This window comes from Roseovarius sp. (genome assembly GCF_048262375.1).
Lineage (GTDB): Bacteria > Pseudomonadota > Alphaproteobacteria > Rhodobacterales > Rhodobacteraceae > Roseovarius.
The window spans coordinates 44,876-67,160 of the sequence record NZ_JBLXFE010000011.1 but is presented as its reverse complement, the minus strand read 5'-3'; the positions used below and the strand labels follow the sequence as shown (position 1 = coordinate 67,160).

At 60.5% G+C, this 22,285-nt stretch carries 23 protein-coding genes; 16 read left to right on the top strand and 7 right to left on the bottom strand.

Annotated elements, in window-relative coordinates; all coding sequences use genetic code 11:
* The first annotated feature begins 148 nt into the window (after positions 1-148).
* Positions 149-3,235 carry a valine--tRNA ligase gene (locus ACN0SW_RS13125; protein ID WP_417728433.1) on the top strand — a complete coding sequence of 1,029 codons (3,087 nt, stop codon included), beginning with the start codon at positions 149-151 and terminating at the stop codon, positions 3,233-3,235.
* Positions 3,236-3,820: 585 nt separating this feature from the next.
* Here the strand turns inward: ACN0SW_RS13125 and ACN0SW_RS13120 are convergent.
* On the bottom strand, positions 3,821-5,866 hold the full coding sequence (locus ACN0SW_RS13120; protein WP_417728384.1) for an ATP-binding protein: 2,046 nt from the start codon (positions 5,864-5,866) through the stop codon (positions 3,821-3,823).
* 277 nt (positions 5,867-6,143) lie between these two features.
* Here ACN0SW_RS13120 and ACN0SW_RS13115 point away from each other — a divergent pair, with 277 nt between their 5' ends.
* The 8 genes from ACN0SW_RS13115 to ACN0SW_RS13080 all read left to right on the top strand — a co-directional run bounded on the left by ACN0SW_RS13115 (position 6,144) and on the right by ACN0SW_RS13080 (position 11,773).
* Complete coding sequence (locus tag ACN0SW_RS13115; protein WP_417728383.1) at positions 6,144-6,257, top strand: integrase core domain-containing protein; 114 nt, start codon at positions 6,144-6,146, stop codon at positions 6,255-6,257.
* 335 nt (positions 6,258-6,592) lie between these two features.
* Complete coding sequence (locus ACN0SW_RS13110) at positions 6,593-6,964, top strand: hypothetical protein (RefSeq protein WP_417728382.1); 372 nt, start codon at positions 6,593-6,595, stop codon at positions 6,962-6,964.
* 85 nt (positions 6,965-7,049) lie between these two features.
* Entirely contained in the window at positions 7,050-7,280 is a 231-nt protein-coding gene (locus ACN0SW_RS13105; protein WP_417728381.1) for a hypothetical protein, read from the top strand.
* Entirely contained in the window at positions 7,277-8,752 is a 1,476-nt protein-coding gene (locus tag ACN0SW_RS13100) for a TolC family protein (RefSeq protein ID WP_417728380.1), read from the top strand. Before ACN0SW_RS13105 ends, ACN0SW_RS13100 begins: the two co-directional genes overlap by 4 nt.
* A gap of 17 nt (positions 8,753-8,769) precedes the next feature.
* On the top strand, positions 8,770-10,110 hold the full coding sequence (locus ACN0SW_RS13095) for a multicopper oxidase family protein (RefSeq protein ID WP_417728379.1): 1,341 nt from the start codon (positions 8,770-8,772) through the stop codon (positions 10,108-10,110).
* Positions 10,111-10,138: 28 nt separating this feature from the next.
* On the top strand, positions 10,139-10,657 hold the full coding sequence (locus ACN0SW_RS13090) for a cupredoxin domain-containing protein (protein ID WP_417728378.1): 519 nt from the start codon (positions 10,139-10,141) through the stop codon (positions 10,655-10,657).
* A 23-nt stretch (positions 10,658-10,680) separates the two neighbouring features.
* Positions 10,681-10,968 carry a copper-binding protein gene (locus ACN0SW_RS13085; RefSeq protein ID WP_417728377.1) on the top strand — a complete coding sequence of 96 codons (288 nt, stop codon included), beginning with the start codon at positions 10,681-10,683 and terminating at the stop codon, positions 10,966-10,968.
* A gap of 115 nt (positions 10,969-11,083) precedes the next feature.
* Entirely contained in the window at positions 11,084-11,773 is a 690-nt protein-coding gene (locus tag ACN0SW_RS13080) for a TVP38/TMEM64 family protein (RefSeq protein ID WP_417728376.1), read from the top strand.
* A gap of 297 nt (positions 11,774-12,070) precedes the next feature.
* Here the strand turns inward: ACN0SW_RS13080 and ribD are convergent, their stop codons facing one another.
* From ribD to fabA, 4 genes are all read right to left on the bottom strand, one after another.
* Entirely contained in the window at positions 12,071-13,141 is a 1,071-nt protein-coding gene (gene ribD, locus ACN0SW_RS13075; protein ID WP_417728432.1) for a bifunctional diaminohydroxyphosphoribosylaminopyrimidine deaminase/5-amino-6-(5-phosphoribosylamino)uracil reductase RibD, read from the bottom strand.
* 20 nt (positions 13,142-13,161) lie between these two features.
* The gene (gene nrdR / locus ACN0SW_RS13070; RefSeq protein WP_037272790.1) at positions 13,162-13,644 is read right to left on the bottom strand and encodes a transcriptional regulator NrdR; all 483 of its coding nucleotides are present in this window, start codon (positions 13,642-13,644) and stop codon (positions 13,162-13,164) included.
* A gap of 134 nt (positions 13,645-13,778) precedes the next feature.
* Complete coding sequence (locus ACN0SW_RS13065; RefSeq protein ID WP_417728375.1) at positions 13,779-14,210, bottom strand: hypothetical protein; 432 nt, start codon at positions 14,208-14,210, stop codon at positions 13,779-13,781.
* A 26-nt stretch (positions 14,211-14,236) separates the two neighbouring features.
* Positions 14,237-14,746 (bottom strand): bifunctional 3-hydroxydecanoyl-ACP dehydratase/trans-2-decenoyl-ACP isomerase, encoded by a 510-nt coding sequence (gene fabA, locus ACN0SW_RS13060; RefSeq protein WP_417728374.1) that lies wholly within the window; start codon positions 14,744-14,746, stop codon positions 14,237-14,239.
* Between the two features lie 188 nt (positions 14,747-14,934).
* Between fabA and irrA the strand changes: the two genes are divergently transcribed.
* Both irrA and ACN0SW_RS13050 read left to right on the top strand, forming a co-directional pair.
* On the top strand, positions 14,935-15,354 hold the full coding sequence (irrA, locus tag ACN0SW_RS13055) for an iron response transcriptional regulator IrrA (protein ID WP_417728431.1): 420 nt from the start codon (positions 14,935-14,937) through the stop codon (positions 15,352-15,354).
* A gap of 11 nt (positions 15,355-15,365) precedes the next feature.
* Positions 15,366-16,355 carry an NADPH:quinone reductase gene (locus tag ACN0SW_RS13050; protein WP_417728373.1) on the top strand — a complete coding sequence of 330 codons (990 nt, stop codon included), beginning with the start codon at positions 15,366-15,368 and terminating at the stop codon, positions 16,353-16,355.
* 101 nt (positions 16,356-16,456) lie between these two features.
* Here ACN0SW_RS13050 and ACN0SW_RS13045 read toward each other — a convergent pair whose 3' ends face one another.
* Both ACN0SW_RS13045 and ACN0SW_RS13040 read right to left on the bottom strand, forming a co-directional pair.
* Positions 16,457-17,071, bottom strand: a complete 615-nt coding sequence (locus ACN0SW_RS13045; protein ID WP_417728372.1) for a hypothetical protein — start codon at positions 17,069-17,071, stop codon at positions 16,457-16,459.
* Positions 17,072-17,182: 111 nt separating this feature from the next.
* On the bottom strand, positions 17,183-17,611 hold the full coding sequence (locus ACN0SW_RS13040) for an FKBP-type peptidyl-prolyl cis-trans isomerase (protein WP_417728371.1): 429 nt from the start codon (positions 17,609-17,611) through the stop codon (positions 17,183-17,185).
* 218 nt (positions 17,612-17,829) lie between these two features.
* Here ACN0SW_RS13040 and ACN0SW_RS13035 point away from each other — a divergent pair, with 218 nt between their 5' ends.
* From ACN0SW_RS13035 to ACN0SW_RS13015, 5 genes are all read left to right on the top strand, one after another.
* The gene (locus tag ACN0SW_RS13035) at positions 17,830-18,516 is read left to right on the top strand and encodes a haloacid dehalogenase type II (protein WP_417728370.1); all 687 of its coding nucleotides are present in this window, start codon (positions 17,830-17,832) and stop codon (positions 18,514-18,516) included.
* Positions 18,516-19,349: an alpha/beta fold hydrolase gene (locus ACN0SW_RS13030; RefSeq protein ID WP_417728369.1), complete on the top strand. Its 834-nt coding sequence runs from the start codon at positions 18,516-18,518 to the stop codon at positions 19,347-19,349. The genes ACN0SW_RS13035 and ACN0SW_RS13030 overlap by 1 nt, the downstream gene beginning before the upstream one ends.
* Positions 19,346-20,320, top strand: coding sequence for a threonine ammonia-lyase (locus ACN0SW_RS13025; protein WP_417728368.1), 975 nt, complete (start codon positions 19,346-19,348; stop codon positions 20,318-20,320). The genes ACN0SW_RS13030 and ACN0SW_RS13025 overlap by 4 nt, the downstream gene beginning before the upstream one ends.
* An 11-nt stretch (positions 20,321-20,331) precedes the next feature.
* Positions 20,332-21,132: a 3-oxoadipate enol-lactonase gene (gene pcaD / locus ACN0SW_RS13020; protein WP_417728367.1), complete on the top strand. Its 801-nt coding sequence runs from the start codon at positions 20,332-20,334 to the stop codon at positions 21,130-21,132.
* A gap of 66 nt (positions 21,133-21,198) precedes the next feature.
* Positions 21,199-22,284, top strand: a complete 1,086-nt coding sequence (locus ACN0SW_RS13015; RefSeq protein WP_417728366.1) for an alcohol dehydrogenase catalytic domain-containing protein — start codon at positions 21,199-21,201, stop codon at positions 22,282-22,284.
* Position 22,285 lies beyond the last annotated feature (1 nt).

Below are 22,285 nucleotides of genomic sequence, written 5' to 3'. Positions count from 1 at the left end.
CTCCCTGCCAATCTGTTGCGGGCAGTCTGCGTCATTTCACCCCCTCTTGTCACGCAGATGGGTCAAGAAAATCCGTGCTTTGGCTTTTCCTCTGATCCCACATTAGGTAGAGCAGATGAAAACCCGGTTTTTGCAGGATCAATACGTCATGGCGATGGAAAAAACATTCGACGCGGCCGAGGCCGAGACGCGGCTCTATCAGGCGTGGGAGGACGCAGGCGCGTTCCGGGCCGGGGCCAATGCGGCACCGGGGGCCGAGACCTTCAGCATCATGATCCCGCCCCCCAACGTGACCGGCAGCCTGCACATGGGCCATGCGTTCAACAACACGCTTCAGGATATTCTGATCCGCTGGCACCGGATGCGCGGGCATGACACGCTGTGGCAACCGGGGCAGGATCACGCAGGCATCGCCACGCAGATGGTGGTCGAGCGCAAGCTGGCGGCTGAGGGCGCGCCCTCGCGCCGCGAAATGGGGCGCGAGGCGTTTCTCAACAAGGTCTGGGAGTGGAAAACGCAATCCGGCGGTACGATCATCAATCAGCTGAAGCGGCTTGGCGCCTCCTGCGACTGGTCACGCAACGCCTTTACCATGTCCGGTGCGCCGGGGGCGCCTGCGGGCGAAGAGGGCAATTTCCATGACGCGGTGATCAAGGTCTTTGTCGATATGCACAATAAGGGCCTGATCTATCGCGGCAAGCGGCTGGTCAATTGGGACCCGCATTTCGAGACCGCGATTTCAGATCTTGAGGTCGAGAATATCGAGGTCGCAGGCCATATGTGGCATTTCAAATACCCGCTGGCCGGGGGTCAGACCTATGAGTATGTCGAGAAAGACGCTGACGGCAATGTAACCCTGCGCGAAACCCGTGACTACATTTCCATCGCCACGACACGACCCGAAACCATGCTGGGCGATGGCGCGGTCGCCGTTCATCCATCAGATGAACGTTACGCGCCAATTGTCGGAAAACTCTGCGAAATTCCGGTGGGACCAAAGGAACATCGCCGCCTCATTCCGATCATCACCGACGACTATCCCGATCCGAATTTCGGAAGCGGTGCGGTCAAGATCACTGGCGCACATGATTTCAACGACTATGGCGTGGCACAGCGCGGCGGCATCCCGATGTACCGCCTGATGGACACCCGCGCGCAGATGCGGGCCGATGGCGCGCCCTACGCCGAGACCGCCAAACGCGCGCAGGAAATCGCGGAAGGCGCCGATTTCACGATCGAGGAAGTCGACACACTCAACCTGATCCCGGATCACCTGCGCGGTCTGGACCGGTTCGACGCGCGCGCTCGGGTGGTCGAAGAGATCACCGCCGAAGGTCTGGCTGTGATGGTGACACATGAGGACGGCGAAGCGGTGCCGCTGGTCGAGGCCAAACCGATCATGCAGCCCTTTGGCGACCGCTCCAAGGTGGTGATCGAACCGATGCTCACCGATCAGTGGTTCGTGGACACGGCCAAAATCGTCGGCCCCGCGCTCGATGCCGTGCACTCGGGCGAGGTGACGATCCTGCCCGAGAGCGATCGCAAGGTCTATTTCCACTGGCTGGAGAATATCGAGCCGTGGTGCATTTCCCGGCAACTCTGGTGGGGCCATCAGATTCCGGTGTGGTATGGGTTTGACCTGAGCGCGCCGGATTTCCACGATGAAGAGGGCGACGGCACGCTCGATCTGGTGGAAATGCTGCAGCTTCTGAACGAGGGGCATCTGAGCCCCCTGATGCAATGCGGCGCGGATTTCGGGACGATTTCCGACAGGTTTCACGACAATCTTGCCAGCCTGCCGCTGCCTCTGGCCGCGATGCAGGTGGTCGAGGTCGAGAACCGCGAAGCGGCGCTGCACCGGCTGGCCAGCGCACTGGCGGAGTATACGGCCACGCAGGACCCCACGCATCTGGTCTATCCGGTCTGGCGCGACCCCGACGTCCTTGACACATGGTTCTCGTCGGGTCTCTGGCCCATCGGCACGCTGGGTTGGCCCGAGGACACCGAAGAACTCAAGCGGTATTTCCCGACCTCAGTGCTGATCACCGGGTTTGACATCATCTTTTTCTGGGTCGCCCGGATGATGATGATGCAATATGCCGTGGTTGGGCAAAAGCCGTTCTCTCATGTCTATGTGCATGCCCTCGTGCGCGACGAGAAGGGCAAGAAGATGTCCAAATCCTTGGGCAATGTGCTCGACCCGCTCGACCTGATCGCGGATTACGGCACCGATGCCGTGCGCTTTACCCTAACGGCAATGGCGGCCATGGGGCGCGATCTGAAACTGTCGAAAGAGCGCATTGCGGGCTATCGCAATTTCACCACCAAGCTGTGGAATGCCGCCCGCTTTGCCGAGATGAATGGCGCGGTCGGCTCGACCGGCACGGTGCCCAGCCCCACCGCGACGGTCAACCAATGGATCATCGGCGAGACCGCCAAGACGCGGGCCGCCGTCGATGAGGCGCTGGAAAACTTCCGCTTCAACGATGCGGCCAACGCGCTATATGCCTTTGTCTGGGGCACGGTCTGCGACTGGTATGTCGAGTTTTCCAAGCCGCTGCTCTTGGATGGCGATGCGGCCACCAAGGCCGAGACGCAGGCGACGATGGCCTGGGTCATAGATCAATGTCTGATCCTCTTGCATCCGATCATGCCCTTTGTGACCGAAGAGCTTTGGGGCACGCTGAGCGCGGCGCGGCCCAAGATGCTGGTGCATACGGATTGGCCGACCTATGGCTCCGAGTTGATCGACCCCGCCGCCGACCGTGAAATGAACTGGGTGATCGCACTGATCGAGCAAATCCGCTCGGCGCGCGCGCAGATGCATGTGCCAGCCGGTCTCTATGTGCCGCTTCTGGTCACGGAACTGGGCGAGGCCGGACGCGGCGCATGGGCGCGCAACGAAGTGATGATCAAGCGACTGGCGCGGGTCGAGAGCCTGACCGATGTGGGCAGCTTCCCCAAGGGCTGTGTCACGGTGGCGGTCGAGGGCGGCAGCTTTGGTCTGCCGCTCGCGGATATCATCGACGTGGCCGAGGAAAAGGCGCGGCTGGAAAAGACCCTGGGCAAGCTGGAAAAAGAACTGGGCGGGCTGCGCGGGCGGCTGAACAACCCCAATTTCGTGGCCTCCGCGCCTGAGGATGTCGTGACCGAAGCGCGCGAAAATCTGGCGCTGCGCGAAGAAGAAGAAGGCAAACTGCGCGCGGCCCTCGCCCGGCTGGCAGAACTGGGCTGAGCCGCAGCTTGCGGTCAGACCGGAGGCGTTGCACCCGAAAAGGTCGATGCCTCCGGCGGGGTATGATCAAGGAAAAATTCATTCCTTACAGCGTGATAGTCTTCAAGCTGTTTTATATCCGCATTTTTCCCACACAGCGAGCGCTGCCTTTTATCGCCATTTGAAATTCCGCTGAAAGTGTTATCAGCACGCAAAACGCACCTCAGTGTTCAGAAACGCACTAAGAGCTGTCATTTCAAGAAGACGGATATCCCAGCATAAAAAGAGGCCCAAAAGCCTCTATGCCTTCAAGCACGCTTTACCGTGACGCACGCGGGACTCGCTTCAATGTGACATTTGAAGGGCACAGCGTTTCTCAGGATCAGGCCCAACTCGTTTCGTATCCGTCTGGCTGATGCGCTCTGACCTGCCGTCAGAGCGCCTTGGCCGAACCGACACCTTACGATGGCCTAAGTCATGAGTTCTGAATTCCGCGCAGCCAGCGTATGGTCCGACAGATGTGACGCAATCGGTTTCACCCCTCTCTTAAAGAGATACAGGGTTCGATAGCCAGATAAAGCGCTGAGACATCTTCTGCGGACACACTCAGGCGATATTAATCTGCTTGCCTCCAGCCCTGTCTTCCTTGGACCAAAGTGTCAGTTCAGCGATCAACGCTACAGCCTTGGCGACATTGAAAGGCTTGCGAATAAACCCATTCATGCCGGCATCAAAAGCCGCCTGTTTTTGCTCTTCAAGAACACCGGCCGTGAAGGCTAGGATGGGAATGCTGGTGAGTTTGAGATCATTGCGGATCCTCCGACAGGTCTCATACCCATCCATGCCCGGCATGTGCAGATCAAGCAGGATGATATCAAACCCCCGCGCAGAGGCATTTTCCAATTCTTGCAGAGCCTGAGCCCCGCTGAGTGCGCTGGTAACATGTGCCCCAGCTTTGGCCATGATCGCAGAGGCAATTACTAGGTTCACCTCATTATCATCTACCAAAAGCAGTTTCACTTCCTTGATCGAAGTGGCAGCGGGAGACGGCACTTCAACACGTTTTTCAGGCAACATGTCAGCACACGTCTTGCGTTCAAATTTTGCGGCCAGCCGTTGAAGTGAATTCGGAAGAATGGGCTTGGTCACATCGGCACTGATGATATTGCGAACCATCAGGTCTTTCGCTTTATCTTTTTCCGCAGGCAATCGCATCATGCAGAGTGGCGGGCAGTCTTCACCCAGAAAAGCGCGTATTCTTTTAGCAACCTGCTTCACATCCGGATTTGTCAGCCCACCGCTGAGCAGGATGACGTCTGGAAACGGCTCTTGGCGGTTCTTAAGATTCATTACCCTCAGGATGGCCGCGTCCCCCGAAGATGCTGTCAGTGGCTGACAGTGTAGAAACTCGACGGATCTCGCCGTAGCTTCCAGAGCGTCAAGGTTTTCGTCGACGATCAGGACGCTGTGTGATCCGCTGATTTTCTTGTCGGCAACGGGCTTCAACTCCACTTGGGCATCAAGGTCAAACGAGAAGCAACTGCCTTTCCCGAGGTCGGACTCAAGGTAAAGCTTTGACCCCATCATGGACAGGAGCCTCTCACAGATCGAAAGCCCCAACCCTGCACCACGGCGGCGGCCTTCGACGGTGTTTGTCGCCTGCTCAAAAGGCGTAAAAATCCGTTTCTGATCGTCTTTTGAAATGCCTATGCCTGTGTCCCGGACTTCAAATCTCAGGTTCCGGCCACCGGTCGCTTTCACAGATAGTACGACGCTGCCTTTATGTGTGAACTTGGCCGCATTGCTAAGCAGGTTCATGAGAACCCGGATCAGATGGACAGGGTCCACCACAATTTGCTCGATCTGTGGATCTGGAACAATGATAAACTCAACTAGCTTGTCCGCGAACGAAATCCGAATGTTGGTGGCAATGTTTTCGAGAATTTCGATTAGGGACACCGGATTGGCGTTGATTGGGATCTTCCCGGCCTCCAGCCTTGAGAAATCGAGAATGTCATCCACGATGCCCAATAGCAGGTTGCACGCCATGCTCTGCTGGCTCACGTAGCATGCCTGCTCATCTGTCAGCTCTGTGTCCGACATAAGATGCGCCAATCCCATGAGTGTGTTGAGGGGCGTGCGGATGTCATGGCTCATATTAGACAGGAAGTCAGCCTTGACGCGTGCGTTATGCTCTGCTTCTTCCTTTGCTTTCAGATAGGATTCAGTGCGCTCTGCGACGAGTTTCTCAAGGTCATCTTGATGCGCCTTAAGGCGCTGGTTCATCAGCACACGCTCGGAGACGTCGACCACGCTTGCCACGACGACATCTGCACCGCCGAGTTGTGCCGCCTCAAAGCCGACTTCCACATGGATCGCGCCGCCATCTTTTCGAACGCCAGGAAAGGCTTGATCTCCGCCCATTTTACGGCGCATCGGATTCTTGAAAAACGCCCCTCTTAAATCAACATGCCGCGCCTTGTGATCACACGGCACCAAATCTTCGACTTTCATCCCGATGAGTTCACTAGGTTCATATCCGAAGATGCGGTTGATCTCATCATTGGCTTCGAGAATGTTCCCGGTTTCACCAACGACGAAAACACCGATGGGAGACGAGTCGAAAGCAACTTTGTAAACGTCCTGACCCATGTGGATGTATCTTCTTCTCAAAATTTCGGGGATTAATCAGAGCACTGGTAAACTGAACGGGCGGTGAGTGTCTCTCAATGTAAGAACCGTTCATGAACATCATAATTTCACCGGCGATCAGGATTGCAACAGATTTATGACATTTGGATCAACCTTTTCCTTTGGACAGCACCACAGCGCACTTTGGTGCCACAAGAGTCACAACGACAGGTTTGTGCAATGGTTTACCGGAACAGTCCAAACTTCGCAGCGATGATGCGACCTGAACCGCCCCGGTTTGACCGAAGCCCTGCAAAACGGCTATGTTGAGAGCTTCAACACCAGGTTTCAGGATGAGGTGCGAAACCGCGTGCTCTTCTATTCGCTGAGCGAGGTTCAGATCATCATCTGAAGGTTGGATAAAACACCACACAACACCAAGCGGCCCCTCCGTGCATTGGGATATCGACCGCCAGCACCAGAAACCATCATCCAGATGGAAATCAGACTGATAATGCACCAACAATCAAGTTGGGCCAGTCAGATCAGGCTACCCCGCCGAGGCGACCGTTGCCGATCTACTTGATGCGGTCAGGCCGCGGATTGCGACCAACACTTGGCGGCCCGCACGCTCGCGTCGCATGAAACGGATATAGTAATCCGGAATCCGGTCTGGTAACGGAAACCTCAGATCGCGCGGGCAAAAAAGCAATTGTTCGACCAATCTTTTCAAGATACGGTTTGGGCATGCCGAATATTCCACACATGATCGCAGTGATTTTGACCGCGCTTGTCATCGTGACAGGCTTTAGCGGATTTGCCGCGGCTTCGAGCAAGTTCGGAGCACATGATCATTGCGTCTTTCCGCACAGCGAGCAGACGCAAGTGTTGTCTGCTGCGGATGATCACATGCATGGTGACGGCGATGTTGCACCGCGCCACTCTTTGCCGAATCATGATCATGAAACCTGCACGGTGCATGCCTGTTCGGCCCTTTTCCCCGCGATATGTAATACCGGTGAGCCGCATAGTGTTCTGCTGACCACTCTTGTTTGGCCCGAGATTTCAATGATCGGACCTGCTCAAACGGACGATCTGCAAAGACCCCCAAGATTCTAATCCCGCTCGCCTGGCGGGCCCTCTGGAATGCACCGGGCTAGAAACTGGCCCGACGACTGCTGTCTAACGGATCTTGGAGTTTCCATTGAAAACCTTACTCTTGCTGGGTATGTCCACGGCGCTTTTGGCCTGTGTGAATGCCCCCGACCTGCCGGCACAGGACGTGCTCGCCCCTGCGGCACGAAACGATGTTGGCATACGCCCCGCGTCCTTTCCCGATCCTCTTGCGGGCTATACCCCTCGGCCCGTCAAAGGGCCCGAGGACTGGCGCCGCCTGAACCAACAGCAATCGCCTGCTGGCGGGGAGGGGCAATGATGCGACAGATGTCGAAACCCGGCCTTGCGCTTTTGGCGTCCGTGGCGCTCGCGGCCTGCGCACCACCGGACCAGGTTGCCCGCCTGTCCGATCCCAAAGCGGGGTTTGCTGAAGTCAGGAACCCGGCGCGTACAATCCTTGGCAAGGACACAGTGATGCTCACGTCTGCGGCTGACATCGAGGCCAATGCCAAACGTGTCCATGCTCTGGTGCATGGAAAGACCATTGATGCCGATACAGCCGTTCAGGTGGCGCTTCTCAATAATCGTGGTCTGCAATCGGCGTATGCGCGGCTTGGGGTATCCTCCGCGGATGTGTGGCAGAGCATCATGCAGCCCAATCCCGTTGCCTCATTGGGGGTGTTCCAGATCGGGGCCGATGGCCTGAATGGCTATGGCACTCTGGAGGGAATGATCGCGTTCAACCTCTTTGCTGCGTTCACACAACAGGATCGCACCCGGCAGGCAGAACTGCGCTTCTCTCAGAGCCAGTTACAGGCGGTAGAAGAAACCCTCCGGGTCGCGGTGGACACGCGGCGCGCCTGGGTCGAGGCAGTATCCGCCTTTGAGACGGCGGGACTGATACGACAGGCGCAGGAAACCGCAGATGCCGGATCTGAGCTCGCGGCGCGTCTTGGGGATACCGGGTATCTCAACAAGGCAGAGCAGGCGAGAGAACACGCGTTCCACGCCGAACTTTCCGGACAGCTTGCCAAGGCCCGGCTCGACGCGCAGCTGACCAAGGAGGCCCTGACACGTCAACTCGGTCTGTGGGGGGGCGAGGTGGATTACTATGTGCCCAATGCCCTGCCGCGTTTGCCTGCCCGCGTGGCGGACCGGTCCGACATAGAAGCCCAAGCGCTGGGAAACCGTGTCGATCTGCTCATTGCCAGATTGGAGCTGCAAGATCTGGCGCAGGCGCGTGGGATGACGAACGCCACACGTTTCGTGAGCGATCTGGAGCTGATCGTGGGCGCCGAGGCCGAACGCGAGAATGACGGGGGCAGTCTGCAATCCGAGACCACTCCCCAGCTTGAGCTGGAATTCGCGATCCCGATCTTTGACAGCGGCAAGGCGCGACTGAAGAAAGCCGAAGCCGCTTATATGATCGCCGCTCATGATCTGGCGCAGCGAGCGGTCAATGTTCGGTCCGAGGCACGTTCGGCACAGGCGGCGCTCGTGGGTAGCCACCGGATCGCGCGGCACTATCGCGATGCCGTTTTACCGTTGCGCAAGACCGTCGAGGAAGAAGCGCTGCTCAGTTATAACGGAATGATCACCAGCACGTTCGAACTGTTGGCCGACACCCGCGCGCGGACGAACGCCAACCTGACCGAGGCCCAAGCCCGGCGAGATTTCTGGCTGGCCGATGCCAATCTTCTGGCAGCGATCCATGGCGGCGGCGGGGGCATGCAGTCCTCTGGCGTTGGCGGGGGCGCAGAGATCGCCGGAGATGCCGGCGCAGGCCATTGAGAACAGGGAGACAAGAGATGATGAACCGACGTCAAATGCTCACCGCCGGGGCGGGCCTCATGGTCACCGGTGCCGCCGCACGGGCGCAGAACATGGGCCTGCCCGAGGCCCCGGTGATGGAGACCGCCGCCACCCAGATCACGCCGCGCCCGGTGGTCGGGCCGGATTATAACCCCGTGGTCACGCTCAATGGATGGACCCTGCCATTTCGCATGAATGGTAACGTCAAGGAATTCCATCTGGTGGCAGAGCCGGTAGAGCGTGAATTGGCCGACGGCATGATTGCCAATCTTTGGGGATATAACGGCCAGTCCACAGGTCCGACGATCGAGGCGGTTGAAGGCGACCGCGTGCGTATCTTCGTGACCAACAAATTGCCGGAGCATACTTCGGTCCACTGGCATGGCATGATCCTGCCCTCGGGTATGGACGGGGTGGCCGGTCTGTCCCACAAGGGAATTCCGCCCGGCAAGACCTATGTTTACGAGTTCGACCTCGTGAAGTCCGGCACCTTCATGTACCACCCTCATGCCGATGAGATGGTGCAGATGGCCATGGGGATGATGGGGATGTTCATCGTGCACCCCAAGGATCCCACTTTCATGCCAGTGGACCGCGACTTCTGTTTCCTGCTCAATGCCTTCGACATCGTGCCTGGCAGCTATACGCCAAGGGTGATGACCATGACGGATTTCAACTTGTGGTGTTGGAACAGCCGCCTGTTTCCCGATATCGACCCGCTTGTGGTGGGCTTGGGGGACCGCGTCCGCGTTCGCGTCGGCAACCTGACGATGACCAACCATCCCATCCACATGCATGGCTATGATTTCGAGGTCACATGCACCGATGGCGGTTGGGTGCCCAAGGCAGCACGCTGGCCCGAAGTCAGCATCGATATTCCCGTGGGGGCGATGCGCGCCTATGAATTCGATGCCATCCATCCCGGTGACTGGGCCATTCACTGCCACAAATCGCACCATACGATGAATGCCATGGGTCATGACGTGCCCAACTTCATCGGTGCGGACAAACGGCGCGTAACGGGGATGATCCGCAAGCATCAGCCAGAATTCATGCCGATGGGCTCTAACGGCATGGCAGAAATGGGCATGATGTCGATGGAGATCCCAGATAACACCGTGCCGATGATGACCGGCTGGGGGCCGCATGGGCCGATTGAAATGGGCGGAATGTTCTCTGTGGTGAAGGTCCGCGAGGGCATCGCACCGGGCGATTATTCCGATCCCGGCTGGTACGAAAACCCTCCCGGAACCGAAGCCTGGGAATGGACCGGCGCGTTGCCGGATTTCACCCGAAACGACAACCCACGCACAAAATACACCCCGACCCGGGGCTGATGGTACGAAACGAAAGAGGATACCTTCTATGAAGATCGCTACATTCACTACATTCTTCGTCCTTGCGGGTGCTGGCGCGGCCCTGGCCGCCGGATCGCACGCGGGCGGACATGACCATGACGACGGCCACATGGCGGGGCATGGTCACGCCGAAATGATGCAGGTCGGCCGACCCGGCGCGCCAGAAGAGGTAACCCGGACAATCGAAATCACGATGCGCGAGACGAATGACGGAGAGATGCTTTTCGAACCCGGAGAGCTTGAATTCGAGCCCGGTGAGACCGTGCGTTTTCGGATCGTCAACGCAGGAAATGTGGAGCACGAGTTTGTCATGGATACCCTTGAAAACAACGAAAAGCATCGCAAGTTAATGCAGAAGTTCCCTGAAATGGAGCATGACGATCCAAACGCCATCCGTCTGGCCCGAGGCGGGTCGGGGGAAATTGTCTGGAGCTTTGCAAATGCGGGGAAATTCCAGTTTGCCTGCCTGATCCCCGGCCATATGGAGGCCGGTATGCATGGCCCCATCCGTGTTGCGAAAAATTGAGCGCCTTAATTCAGGAGATCACCATGAAACCGATCAAGACCACCATCGCCGCCCTGATTGCCGTTCTTTTCGCCGTCTCATCGGCATGGGCCGAGCCGGTTTACACGAAGGGAGTCGTCAAGAATGTCAAACCCGAAGAGGGCAAAGTCACCATCATTCACGAAGAGCTTGTCGACCTCGAAATGCCTGCAATGACCATGGTGTTTCGCGTGTCTGATGATGCCATGTTCGACCGTCTCGACGCGGGCAAGGAGATCGAGTTCATCGTTGAGCGGGTGAATGGTAAACTGACCGTCACCAGTTTGAAATGAAATGGCGCGTCAGGGGGATCGTTGCGATTGCCCCTGACGACCGAGGTCGAATCAACGAGGGTTGGCATGGACGCGCAATACCCCCATCTGGCGAAAGCCTGAAAGGCGATGTGAGATGAGCCTGCGCGCCTCCATACTCACGGGTCTTGCCATTTTGGGGCTGGTTATGCTGGGTATCTGGCTTTTCGCGCCTTCGGTACTGATCGAGGCCAGCACCATGCTGGATCGGCAGCATCTTGAAACAGCGGTGGCGCGTGCCGGGCCTTGGGGGCCTGTGTTTATCATTGCGCTCATGACCCTTGCTGTCGTTGCCAGCCCGATCCCGAGTGCGCCAATCGCCTTGGCGGCCGGGGCGGCCTACGGGCATCTCTGGGGGACGGTACAGGTTGTGATCGGTGCCGAACTTGGGGCATTGATCGCGTTCGGCCTCGCACGGGTTCTGGGTCATGACGCCCTGCGGCGGGTGTTTGGCGACCGCGTCGATGCCGGATTGCTCGGGTCGCAAACTGCGTTGACGGCGACGGTCTTTGCGTCCCGCCTGATGCCCTTCGTCTCCTTCGACATGATCAGCTACGCCGCAGGTCTCAGCCGCCTGCAGGCTTGGCGGTTCGCTTTGGCGACTTTCGCTGGCATCATCCCGGCAAGTTTCCTCCTCGCGCATTTTGGAGGTGAGGCCGTCAGCGGGGACATCGAGCGGACAACATGGGCCGTTCTCGGCCTCGGACTTGTGACCGGAGTGCCGCTGATCTGGATGGCCATGCGAAAACAAGGCGGAACCGATGACCCCGGCCGTCATTCAGGATAGCCCAGACCGGGCAGCGATCCGTCATCTGCTTGTCCACGGATAGAGATGTGAGTTTTGCGACCGTAAAAGCATGTTACTTTGTCGTAAGACTGTCCTCCGGGGCATCAGATAATGTGACACAACACTGCCCGAGGTGCCTCGGGGTGACGTGACGCATTAAATAACGGTAATTTAAGGGGAATTAAATCCGGCGATGGGCGGAAAAGACGCCTGACACGATAACGATACTCCCCGGCGGGGTATTTGCGCCAAGCAGAAGCGCGTCCTCTGCAAAAACACTCAAATACCCGCGTGCACTCAGATGCGCGTCCAGCGGTGCATCACATCGACACCCACGGCGCGGGTTTCGATCAGGCGGTAGCGGGCGGCCTCGTCGAGCCGCGCCAGACCAAGCGCGCCGATCCCCGGCAGACCTTCGGCCCCGATGGCGAGCCCGGCGGTAAACCCCACCAACTCATCCACCAACCCCGCAGACAGAAGCGAGGCGGCAAGTGCCCCGCCCCCCTCGCAAAATACCCGCGTCAGTCCTTCTGCGCCCAACGCCTGCAGGACCGAAACGGGATCGACCTGCCCCAGTGTCACCTCGCAGGGAAAGAGCCGCGCGCCGATGCCGCGCCAGGCCTCGGCCAGCGACGGATCGACATTTGGCCCATGACAGAGCCAGAGCGGTACATCCTTGGCGGTACGCGCAAGGTTGGACAGTAGCGGCAGATCAAGGCGGCGCGAGACCACAACGCGCACCGGCTGGCGGCGCGCGCCCATGTCGCGCACGGTCAGGGCGGGATCATCGGCCCGCGCCGTGCCCGCCCCCACCATCACCGCATCATGGCGCGCGCGCATACCGTGCACAACGCGCCGCGCCTGAGGTCCGGTGATCCACTGGCTGTGCCCGGTGGCGGTGGCGATGCGCCCGTCAAAGCTTGAGGCGAGTTTGAGCGTCACCAAGGGACGCCCGATCTCGTTGCGCATGAGGAACCCTGCAAGATCGCGCCCGGCCACGTCGGCCAGAACCCCGGTGCGCACCTCGATACCTGCGGCGCGCAACATGGCAAAGCCACGGCCCGCGACGCGCGGGTCATTGTCGTCAAAGGGCGCCACCACCCGCGTGATCCCTGCCGCGATCAGGGCCTCGGCGCAGGGCGGGGTGTGCCCGTGATGCGCGCAAGGTTCGAGCGAGACATAGGCCGTAGCCCCGCGCGCCTGTGCGCCGGCTTGTGCCAGCGCCTGCGTCTCGGCATGCGGGCGGCCACCGGGGGCGGTCCAGCCGCGCCCGACGATACGCCGGCCCTGCACGATGACGCAGCCCACCGCCGGATTGGGCGCGCATTGCCCCATGCCCCGCCGCCCCAGCGACAGGGCCAGTGCCATAAAGCGGGCGTCGGCGCCGGTCACGCGTCCGGTTTGGGATTGAGGGCCGCGTCTTCGGGCCGCAATTCGCTGACGAAGCGGTCGAAATCATCCGCTTCCTGAAAATTCTTGTAGACGCTGGCAAAGCGCACATAGGCGACGGTGTCGATCCGGGCCAAGCTCTCCATCACAATCTCGCCCACGGTTTTCGAGGGGATGTCGGTCTCGCCCATGCTTTCCAGCCGCCGCACGATGCCGGAAATCATCTGTTCGATCCGTTCCGGTTCGATAGGTCGTTTCTGAAGCGCGATCCGGATCGAGCGCTCAAGCTTGTCACGGTCGAAATCCTCGCGGCGACCATTGGATTTCACCACCACCAGATCACGCAACTGCACGCGTTCATAGGTGGTAAAACGCCCGCCGCAGCCGGGGCAAAACCTGCGTCTGCGGATCGAGACATGCTCTTCCGCAGGGCGTGAATCCTTGACCTGTGTATCGATATTTCCGCAAAACGGGCAGCGCATTGGCCGTCCCCCTTTTCTGTCCTTGCCTCTTGGATCATGGGTCTGATGCCCAGTTATCCACAGCCACTATAGGACAGCCGCAAGGTTTTGGGTAGAGGGGATTTTACCGCCCCATATCATGGGGCAAAACGGGCTCAATAGCTGTAGACAACCGTTCCGGCGCGGCATTTGAGATGCGCAATCTCGCCTTTGCCGTCCTGCATCACCACCACACCCCCAAACCGGCTATCGGGTTTGTCGGGGTCTGCGGCGTCGAACCTGTCAAAGCCAGCATAGACTTCGTAGATCACATCAGCGTTGCGCAGGCGCACCGCCTCCCAGATTGTCCGACCGATGCCGGGCCACGGCACGTTCTCGGCCCCCTGCCCCACAGGCCGCGACAGCGCCAGTTCCGGCGCGCCCATCTTGGGACCAAAGCTGTAGCTCACATGGGTCTCGCTCCGGCAGACACGCAGCGCCTTGCCGCCCCGCTCCATGTCGCAGCCAAGAAAGAGCGTCTGGCCCTCGGGACAGGCGGCAGCGGGCAAGGCGATGATGCTCAGGAGTGCTGCAAGCCATCCGCGCATCTGCCACCTCCTGCCCTTGTGCCTGCTCAGTTTTCCGACAGGGCCACCTTCATATCCGTGACCTGATAGATCACCTCGCCATCGGCCTCGACCCGGCCATTGGCCACGCCCATGGTCAAACGACGGGTCTGCACCGCCTTGGTGAAATCGACATAATAGGTCAGCATCTTGCGGTCGGGCCGCACCATGCCGGTCAGCTTGACCTCGCCCACGCCCAAGGCATAGCCGCGCCCCAGCCAGCCGCGCCAGCCAAGATTAAAGCCTGTAAGTTGCCACAAACCATCCAGCCCAAGACAGCCCGGCATGATCGGGTTGCCCGGAAAATGACATTTGAAAAACCAAAGATCGGGTGTGATGTCGAATTCCGCGACCACATGCCCTTTGCCATGCGATCCCCCATCGCTGGAAATCTCGGTGATCCGATCCATCATCAGCATCGGCGGTTCGGGCAATTGCGCGTTCCCAGGGCCGAACAATTCGCCACGGGCGCATTTAAGCAGATCGTCACGATCGAAGCTGCTTGGATAATCGGCCATTCAGGCGGCCCCTTTCATTGTAAATATTGCTTTTACCCCCTCTAGCATCCGGCAAAAGGCCCATGCAAGCCTGCGACATCACCGCACCACCTTTTGCTGCCATATGGAATTTATTTGAAACCGCCCCCTCAGAGGCCCTATATTGGTCGAAACATGGGATGAGTGAGACAATGACAGCGTATGCTACGATGACCACAACGGCAGGTTCGGTTGCCGCGAAATGGCTCTCAGACGCAGGATTGCGCCCCACCCGGCAGCGTGTGACCTTGGCCACGTTGCTCATCGGCGACGGACAGCATCGTCATGTCACCGCAGAGAGCCTCTATGCCGACGCCCAGAACGGCGAGGACGCGGTATCCTTAGCCACCGTTTACAACACGCTGCGTGCATTTTGCGATGCGGGATTGCTCCAAGAGGTGACGGTAGACGGCTCCAAGAGCTATTTTGATACCAACACCGTCGATCACCCGCATTTTTATTGGGAAGACGAGAACCGGCTGAGCGATGCCCCGGCAAGCGAGTTGGAGATTGCGCGCCTGCCCACGGCTCCGGACGGGGCAGAGATCACCGCAGTAGAGGTCGTGATCCGTTTGCGTCGAACCAAATGACACCACGCGCCATGCGTGCCATCAGCTATTCCAAATTCGGGACACCGGGGGACGTTCTGAACCTGAGCGAAGTGCCGGTTCCCGCGCCGGGCGCGGGTGAGGTGCTGGTTCGGTTGCGGGTCTCGGGCGTCAACCCGTCGGATGCCAAGGCGCGGGCGGGCAACAGACCCGGCGTGACCAAACCGGCCTATGAGCGAATCATCCCCCATTCTGACGGCGCCGGGATCATTGATGCGGTGGGCGAGGGTGTGAACCCCGGTCGCATCGGTCAGCGTGTCTGGATCTGGAACGGCCAATGGCAACGCGCCCACGGCACCGCCGCCGAATATATCGCCCTTCCTGCCACCCAAGCGGTGCCTTTGCCCGAGGGGGTTTCCTTCGAGGTCGGGGCCACCTTGGGCATTCCGGGGCTGACCGCCGCGCAGACCGTGTTCGGTGGTGGGGATGTGGCCGGTCAGACCCTGCTGGTTTCGGGCGGGGCCGGGGCGGTGGGGCATAATGCCGTGCAACTGGCGCATGCAGCAGGGGCAGATGTGATCGCCACCTGTTCCGCCTCTGCGATGGACCGGGTGCGCGCGGCGGGGGCCGCGCATGTCTTCGATTATGCTGATCCGGATCTGGCGACACAGATCCTCGACGCCACGGGCGGACAGGGTGTCGCCCGCGCAATCGAGGTGGAATTTGGCCAGAACATCGGCCTTTTGACCGAGGTCATGGCCCCGAACGGCACCATCGCCGCCTATGGGTCGGCCAAGGACATGAGCCCGACCCTGCCCTTTGGTCCCTGTCTTTTTAAGGCGCTCAAGATCGACATCACGCTGATCTACATTTTGCCCGATGCGGCGCGCGAGGCCGCCATCGCACGGCTGCATCACGCGCTGGAGACAGGTGCGCTGCGCCCCGAGATCGCAGCGCGTTATCCGCTGGCAGAATGCGCGGCGGCTCATGAGGCAGTGATGACGCCGGGCCGCGCGGGGGCAGTGCTGCTCGATATCGACTGAGGATGCGCAGGTGGGTGGTCTCTCTCGCGCTGCACTCGGGCCTGCCCGGAGCAACGGTTTCCGTATGCGCGGCTCTCAGGCACGGGCCAGAGCAATCTGCTTTACCCGATTTCCTTACCGGCAACCCCGGATAACCCGGATTTGGTGATCCTGTTCCGCGCGGTGGCCAGACCGGCCTCGAACCCTTCGGCGTCACCATAATCCACGAATTGAGCGTAATAACTGTGATGCGCGCCAATCCGGGCGGCGTGCTTGATCGGGCACCAATAGGCCTCGGTGCGGCCCGCGATTTCCTGCACATAGCCGATCAGCCCGTTGCAATAACCGCAGTAGACACAGTTCAATTTCTGCAAGGCGTTGAGATAGGCCAGATGGTGACGGTCCACCCGAATGAAATCGGCACGCCGTACCTTGTCAATTCCATACACCGGGAAACAGATCGCCTGATAGAGCGTCACGCAGAGGTCAAGCAGCACGAATGGCACGATCAGGCTATAAATCACCGGCGCGGTAATGACCGTCAGAGGTCGGGTGCGCCGCAAGAAAGTGAGCAGCCGCACGCGCATCTCCCGGTGTCGGCGGCGCACTTCGGCCTCGAACACCACGCGACCGTTCCGATACTGATAGCGAAAGGCGGCGCGGCGGCGGGCGAATTCCTCCTCCATCTCGTCCTGCAATTCCCGGATTCGTGTCAACAGCTTATCGGTCGCATTCATCGCGGGCTCTCCAGAGCGGGTCAGGTTCTCAACACCCTATCGTTAACAACCGGAAACGCAACGCGCCGGACACAATGGCCCGGCGCGCAGACATGGCGTCAGAGTGTAATCTCAGGCGATCGCCACCAGTTCAATGGCAAAGGTCAGATCCTTGCCTGCCAGCGGATGATTGGCGTCAAGCACAACCTGCTCATCCGTCACCTCGACCACGGTCACCGGCAGAACCTGACCTTGCGGCGTCTGCATCTGCAACTGTGTGCCCAGATCAAGCGGTATCTCGGCCGGAATATCCGCACGCGGCACCGCCTGCTGGGCGTTGGGGTCGGGCTGGCCATAGGCCAGATCGGCGGGCACTTGGACGGTTTTCTTGTCGCCCACGGTCATGCCCGGAATCGCGGCATCGAGACCCGGGATGATCTGGCCAGAGCCTACGGTGAATTCGAGCGGGTCACGCCCGGCGCTCGAATCAAAGGTGGCGCCATCGGTCAGCGTTCCGGTATAGTGAATGCGGACGGTATCGCCCGGTTTGACCTGCGTCATAGGTTTTCCAATCTGTTCGGGAAGGGGATGAGTTTGCAAGGCCACGCAGGATTTGCGCGGGTACTTGGTGCGACTGCCGATGAATTTAACCACGGCTGGCGCGATTTGCAAACCGACTCCTGAACTCATCTTCAGCACTTCACGCGCCCGTGTGCCGGTGGGTCTTTCGCCTCTCTGCGTTCCGTGCAAGTCTGCGCGCGCACAATGAGGGGGACACCATGCCGATCACCACCTGCATTTTCGATGCCTATGGAACACTGTTTGACGTGGCCGCCGCCGCGCGCAATGCCGCGTCCGAGCCGGGACGCGAGAATTTTGCCCGGCACTGGCCAGCGATTGCCGAGAAATGGCGGCTGAAACAACTGCAATACACATGGCTGCGCGCGGTCATGGGACAGCATACCGGATTCTGGCAAGTGACTCAGGACGGGCTCGACTGGGCGCTCGAATCCGAAGGGTTGCAGGACGATACCGCCCTGCGCGACCGGCTGTTGCAACTCTACTGGGAACTTGAGGCCTATCCCGAGGTGCCCGCGATGCTGCAAGCGCTCAAGACGGCGGGCATGAATACCGCGATCCTGTCGAATGGCGCGCCCGACATGCTGAACGGCGCGGTTAAATCGGCGGGCATCGGTGCTGTGCTCGACGATGTGCTCTCGGTCGAGAGCGTGGGCATCTTCAAACCGGCGCGCGTGGTCTATGACCTCGTGGGCGCACGGTTCAACTGCGCGCCAGACGAGGTGCTCTTTGTGTCCTCGAATGGCTGGGACGCCAGCGCCGCCTCGGGCTATGGGTTCACCACCGCTTGGGTCAACCGCGCGGGTGATCCGGTGGACCGTCTGCCAGCCACCCCGCACCACCAGTTGCGCGACCTCACAGGCATTCCCGAGCTGGCGCGCGGCTAATGGCGCGCTTTACCACTTCGGACGGGCTCTCGCTCTATTACACCGATGCAGGGGAAGGCACGCCGATCCTTTGCCTCGCGGGTCTCACCCGCAACAGCGCGGATTTCAGCTTTGTCGCGCCCCATCTAACCGGGCACCGCCTGATCTGCATGGATTACCGGGGGCGCGGCGGATCGGATCACGCCGCCGATTTCATGTCTTACAACATCCTGCGCGAGGGGCAGGACGCGATCGAACTCATGGATCACCTCGGCCTGCCGCGCGTGACGCTGATCGGCACCTCGCGCGGCGGACTGATCGCGATGGCGCTGGCCTATGGTCAGCCGCACCGTCTGGCCGGGGTCGTGCTCAACGACATCGGACCCGAGGTCACCCCCATCGGCATTGAACGGATCATGGATTACGTTGGCCGTGAACCCGACCTGCCGGATCTGGACAGCGCCGCCGCCGCGCTCGCCCATGTCCACGCCACGGGCTTTCCCGGCGTGCCGCTCAGCCGTTGGCGGCAACAGGCAGAGTTCATGTTCTACCAGAAGCCCGAAGGCGGGCTTGGCCTGCGCTATGACGCACGGCTGCGCGATGCGCTGGTGGGTCAGGCCGGTGCCGGTGAGGCGGTCGATCTGTGGGTGCTCTTCGACGCGCTCAAAGATATTCCGACAGCCGCCATTCGCGGTGCCAATTCTGATCTGCTGAGCCTTGAAACCTTTGCTAAAATGGACGACCGTCACCCCGGCCTGATCACGGCCACCGTCCCGGATCGTGGCCATGTACCGTTTCTCGACGAACCGCAATCCCTCAGCGCCATCCGCGCCCTATTGGACCTGACCGAATGACCGACATCACCATGATCCGCGCCGCCGCCAGCCGACTGGCGGGCCATGCAAGGCGCACGCCGCTGCTCTCTTCACCCTTTCTGGACGAGATCGCCGGGCGGCGTGTGTTCGTCAAACCGGAATGCCTGCAACACACCGGCAGCTTCAAATATCGCGGCGCGCGCTCTGCCGTTTCAGCGCTGGAGCCTGAGACCCGCGCGCATGGCGTGATCGCCTTTTCCAGCGGAAACCATGCGCAGGGTGTGGCGCTTGCGGCGCGGCAATTCGGCGTGCCGAGTGTCATCATCATGCCCTCTGACGCGCCCCGGATGAAGATCGACAACACCCGCGCTCTTGGGGCCGAGGTGGTGCTCTATGACCGCGCGACCGAGGATCGCGACGCCATCGGCGCGGCGCTGAGTTCTGAGCGCGGTCTGACGCTGATCAAACCCTATGACGAGCCGCAGGTGATCGCAGGTCAAGGCAGCATCGGGCTGGAGATTGCCGAGGATGCAGCGGCCCTGGGCATCGACCGCGCCGATGTGCTGGCCTGTTGCGGCGGAGGGGGGCTGACTTCGGGCGTCGCCCTTGCGCTTGAGGCGGACGCGCCGGGGCTGCGCGCGCGCCCCTGCGAGCCAGAAGGCTTTGATGATGCCACCCGCTCACTCGCGGCGGGCCAGATCATGCGCAACACACAGACCTCAGGCGGGCTCTGCGATGCTATCGTGACACCGCAGCCGGGCAATATCACCTTTCCGATCATGCAGCGGCTCTGCGGTCCGGGCCTTGTGGTCAGCGACGATGAGGCGCTGCACACCATGGCGCTGGCGTTTGCACGGCTCAAGCTGGTGGCGGAACCGGGCGGTGCTGTGGCGCTGGCCGCCGCCCTCTTTCGACGGGATCAGATCGACGGCGACGCGGTCTTTGTCACCATCTCGGGCGGCAATGTCGATGCGGATGTGTTCCGCGATGCGCTGGCGCGTTTTGCCTGAGTGGAGGAAGCATGGCCGTTCTGGAACTGGATGATGTAACCCTGCATTACCTGGACGAAGGCGATCCAAATGGCGCGCCCCTCGTTTTTGCCCATGCGCTTGGCACCGGCACGTTTCTCTGGGATGCGGTGGTGCCGCTCTTGCCCAAAGGCCTGCGGATCATCCGCTATGACGCACGCGGGCATGGGCAATCGTCCTGCCCCCCTGCCCCCTATTCCATGGGTGCGCTGGTGCGCGACGCCGAACGGCTGATGGATCATCTGGGCCTGCGCGACGCGATGTTCGTGGGATTGTCCATTGGTGGCATGGTGGCGCAGGGGCTGGCAGTGAAACGCCCCGACCTCATTCGCGCGCTGGTGCTGTCCAACACCGGGGCCAAGATCGGCACGCCCAAGCTCTGGGCAGAGCGGATTGCCACGGCACGCCACCCCAACGGCATGCAAGAGCTGGCGCGCGGCTCTTGCGAGCGGTGGTTCACGCGCAGTTACCTCAAGGAAAACCGGCATCTGCCTTGGTTCGAGCGCCTCTGTCGGCATGATCCCGAAGGGTACGCCGGCTGTGCTGCCGCCATATCGGGCACGGATTTTTACACGCCCACCTCGGGGTTGCGCATCCCCACGCTGGGCATTGCCGGGGCCGAGGATGGATCGACACCGCCGGATCTGGTCCGTGAAACCGTCAACCTCATTCCCGGCTCGCGGTTTGAGCTGATGCGCAGAACCGGCCATGTTCCACCGATAGATCAGCCCGAGGCCTATGCCCGCCTGCTGACGGATTTCCTGCACAGCACCGGGCATATCGCCTCTGCCTGACAGAAACCCGCTTGCAGTGACGGCCGAATCCAGATCACCTGCTCCAAGGATCGAAAGGGAGGCCGCATGCAAACCATCACAGCCGCCGTGTGCCACGAATTCGGCGCGCCCTTGGTGATCGAAGAGGTGCATCTGCGCGCGCCAGAGGCAGGCGAGGTGCAGATCGACATTGCAGCGGTCGCAATTTGTCATTCGGACATTTCCTATGCCGAGGGCGGCTGGGGCGGCACATTGCCTGCGGTCTACGGCCATGAGGCCGCAGGCCGCGTGAGCGCACTCGGGTCCGGGGTCAGCGGGTTTGCCATAGGTGATCCGGTGGTGGTGACGCTGATCCGCGCCTGTGGACACTGCACGCCCTGCGCCACAGGTCGCCCCACCGGCTGTGAGACACCGCAGAACGGCGATCATGGTCCGCTTTCGACACTTTCGGGCGGTGTGTTGCATCAGGCAATGGCCTGTGGGGCCTTTGCTGAAAAGGTGGTGGTACATCACAGCCAGATCGTGAAAATTCCCCAAGGGATCGATTTGGCAGCGGCCAGCCTTCTGGCCTGTGGCGTGATCACCGGGATGGGTGCCGTGGTCAATGCCGCAGCGCTGCGGGCCGGACAGGACGTGGTGGTGATCGGCGCAGGTGGCGTCGGACTAAACGCCATCCAAGGCGCGCGCATTGCCGGTGCTCGGCGGATCGTTGCGGTGGATATGAGCCACGAAAAACTCGAAACCGCCCGAGAGTTTGGCGCGACCGATGGGGTTTTGGCCACCGGGGACAAGCCGTGGCGCGCAGCCAAGGCGGCGCTGGGGCGCGGTGCCGATGTGGTGCTGGTGACCGTTGGCTCTGCCCGCGCCTATGACGAGGCTCCGCGCTATCTGGCCGGTGGGGGCAAGGTGATCATGGTTGGCATGCCGCATTCCGGGGCCAGCTCGACCTATGAAGCGGTGAATTTCGCGGCCATGGGGCAATCCATGATCGGCTCAAAGGTGGGCGAGGTGGTCATTCGCCGCGACATCCCCTGGATGGTCGATCTCTACACCCAAGGGCGGCTGAAACTTGACGAGCTCATTTCAGCCCGCTGGCGGTTTGATCAGATCAATGCGGCGATTGCCGATACCAAATCTGGGGTCGCCGGGCGCAATGTGATCGTGTTCGACTGAC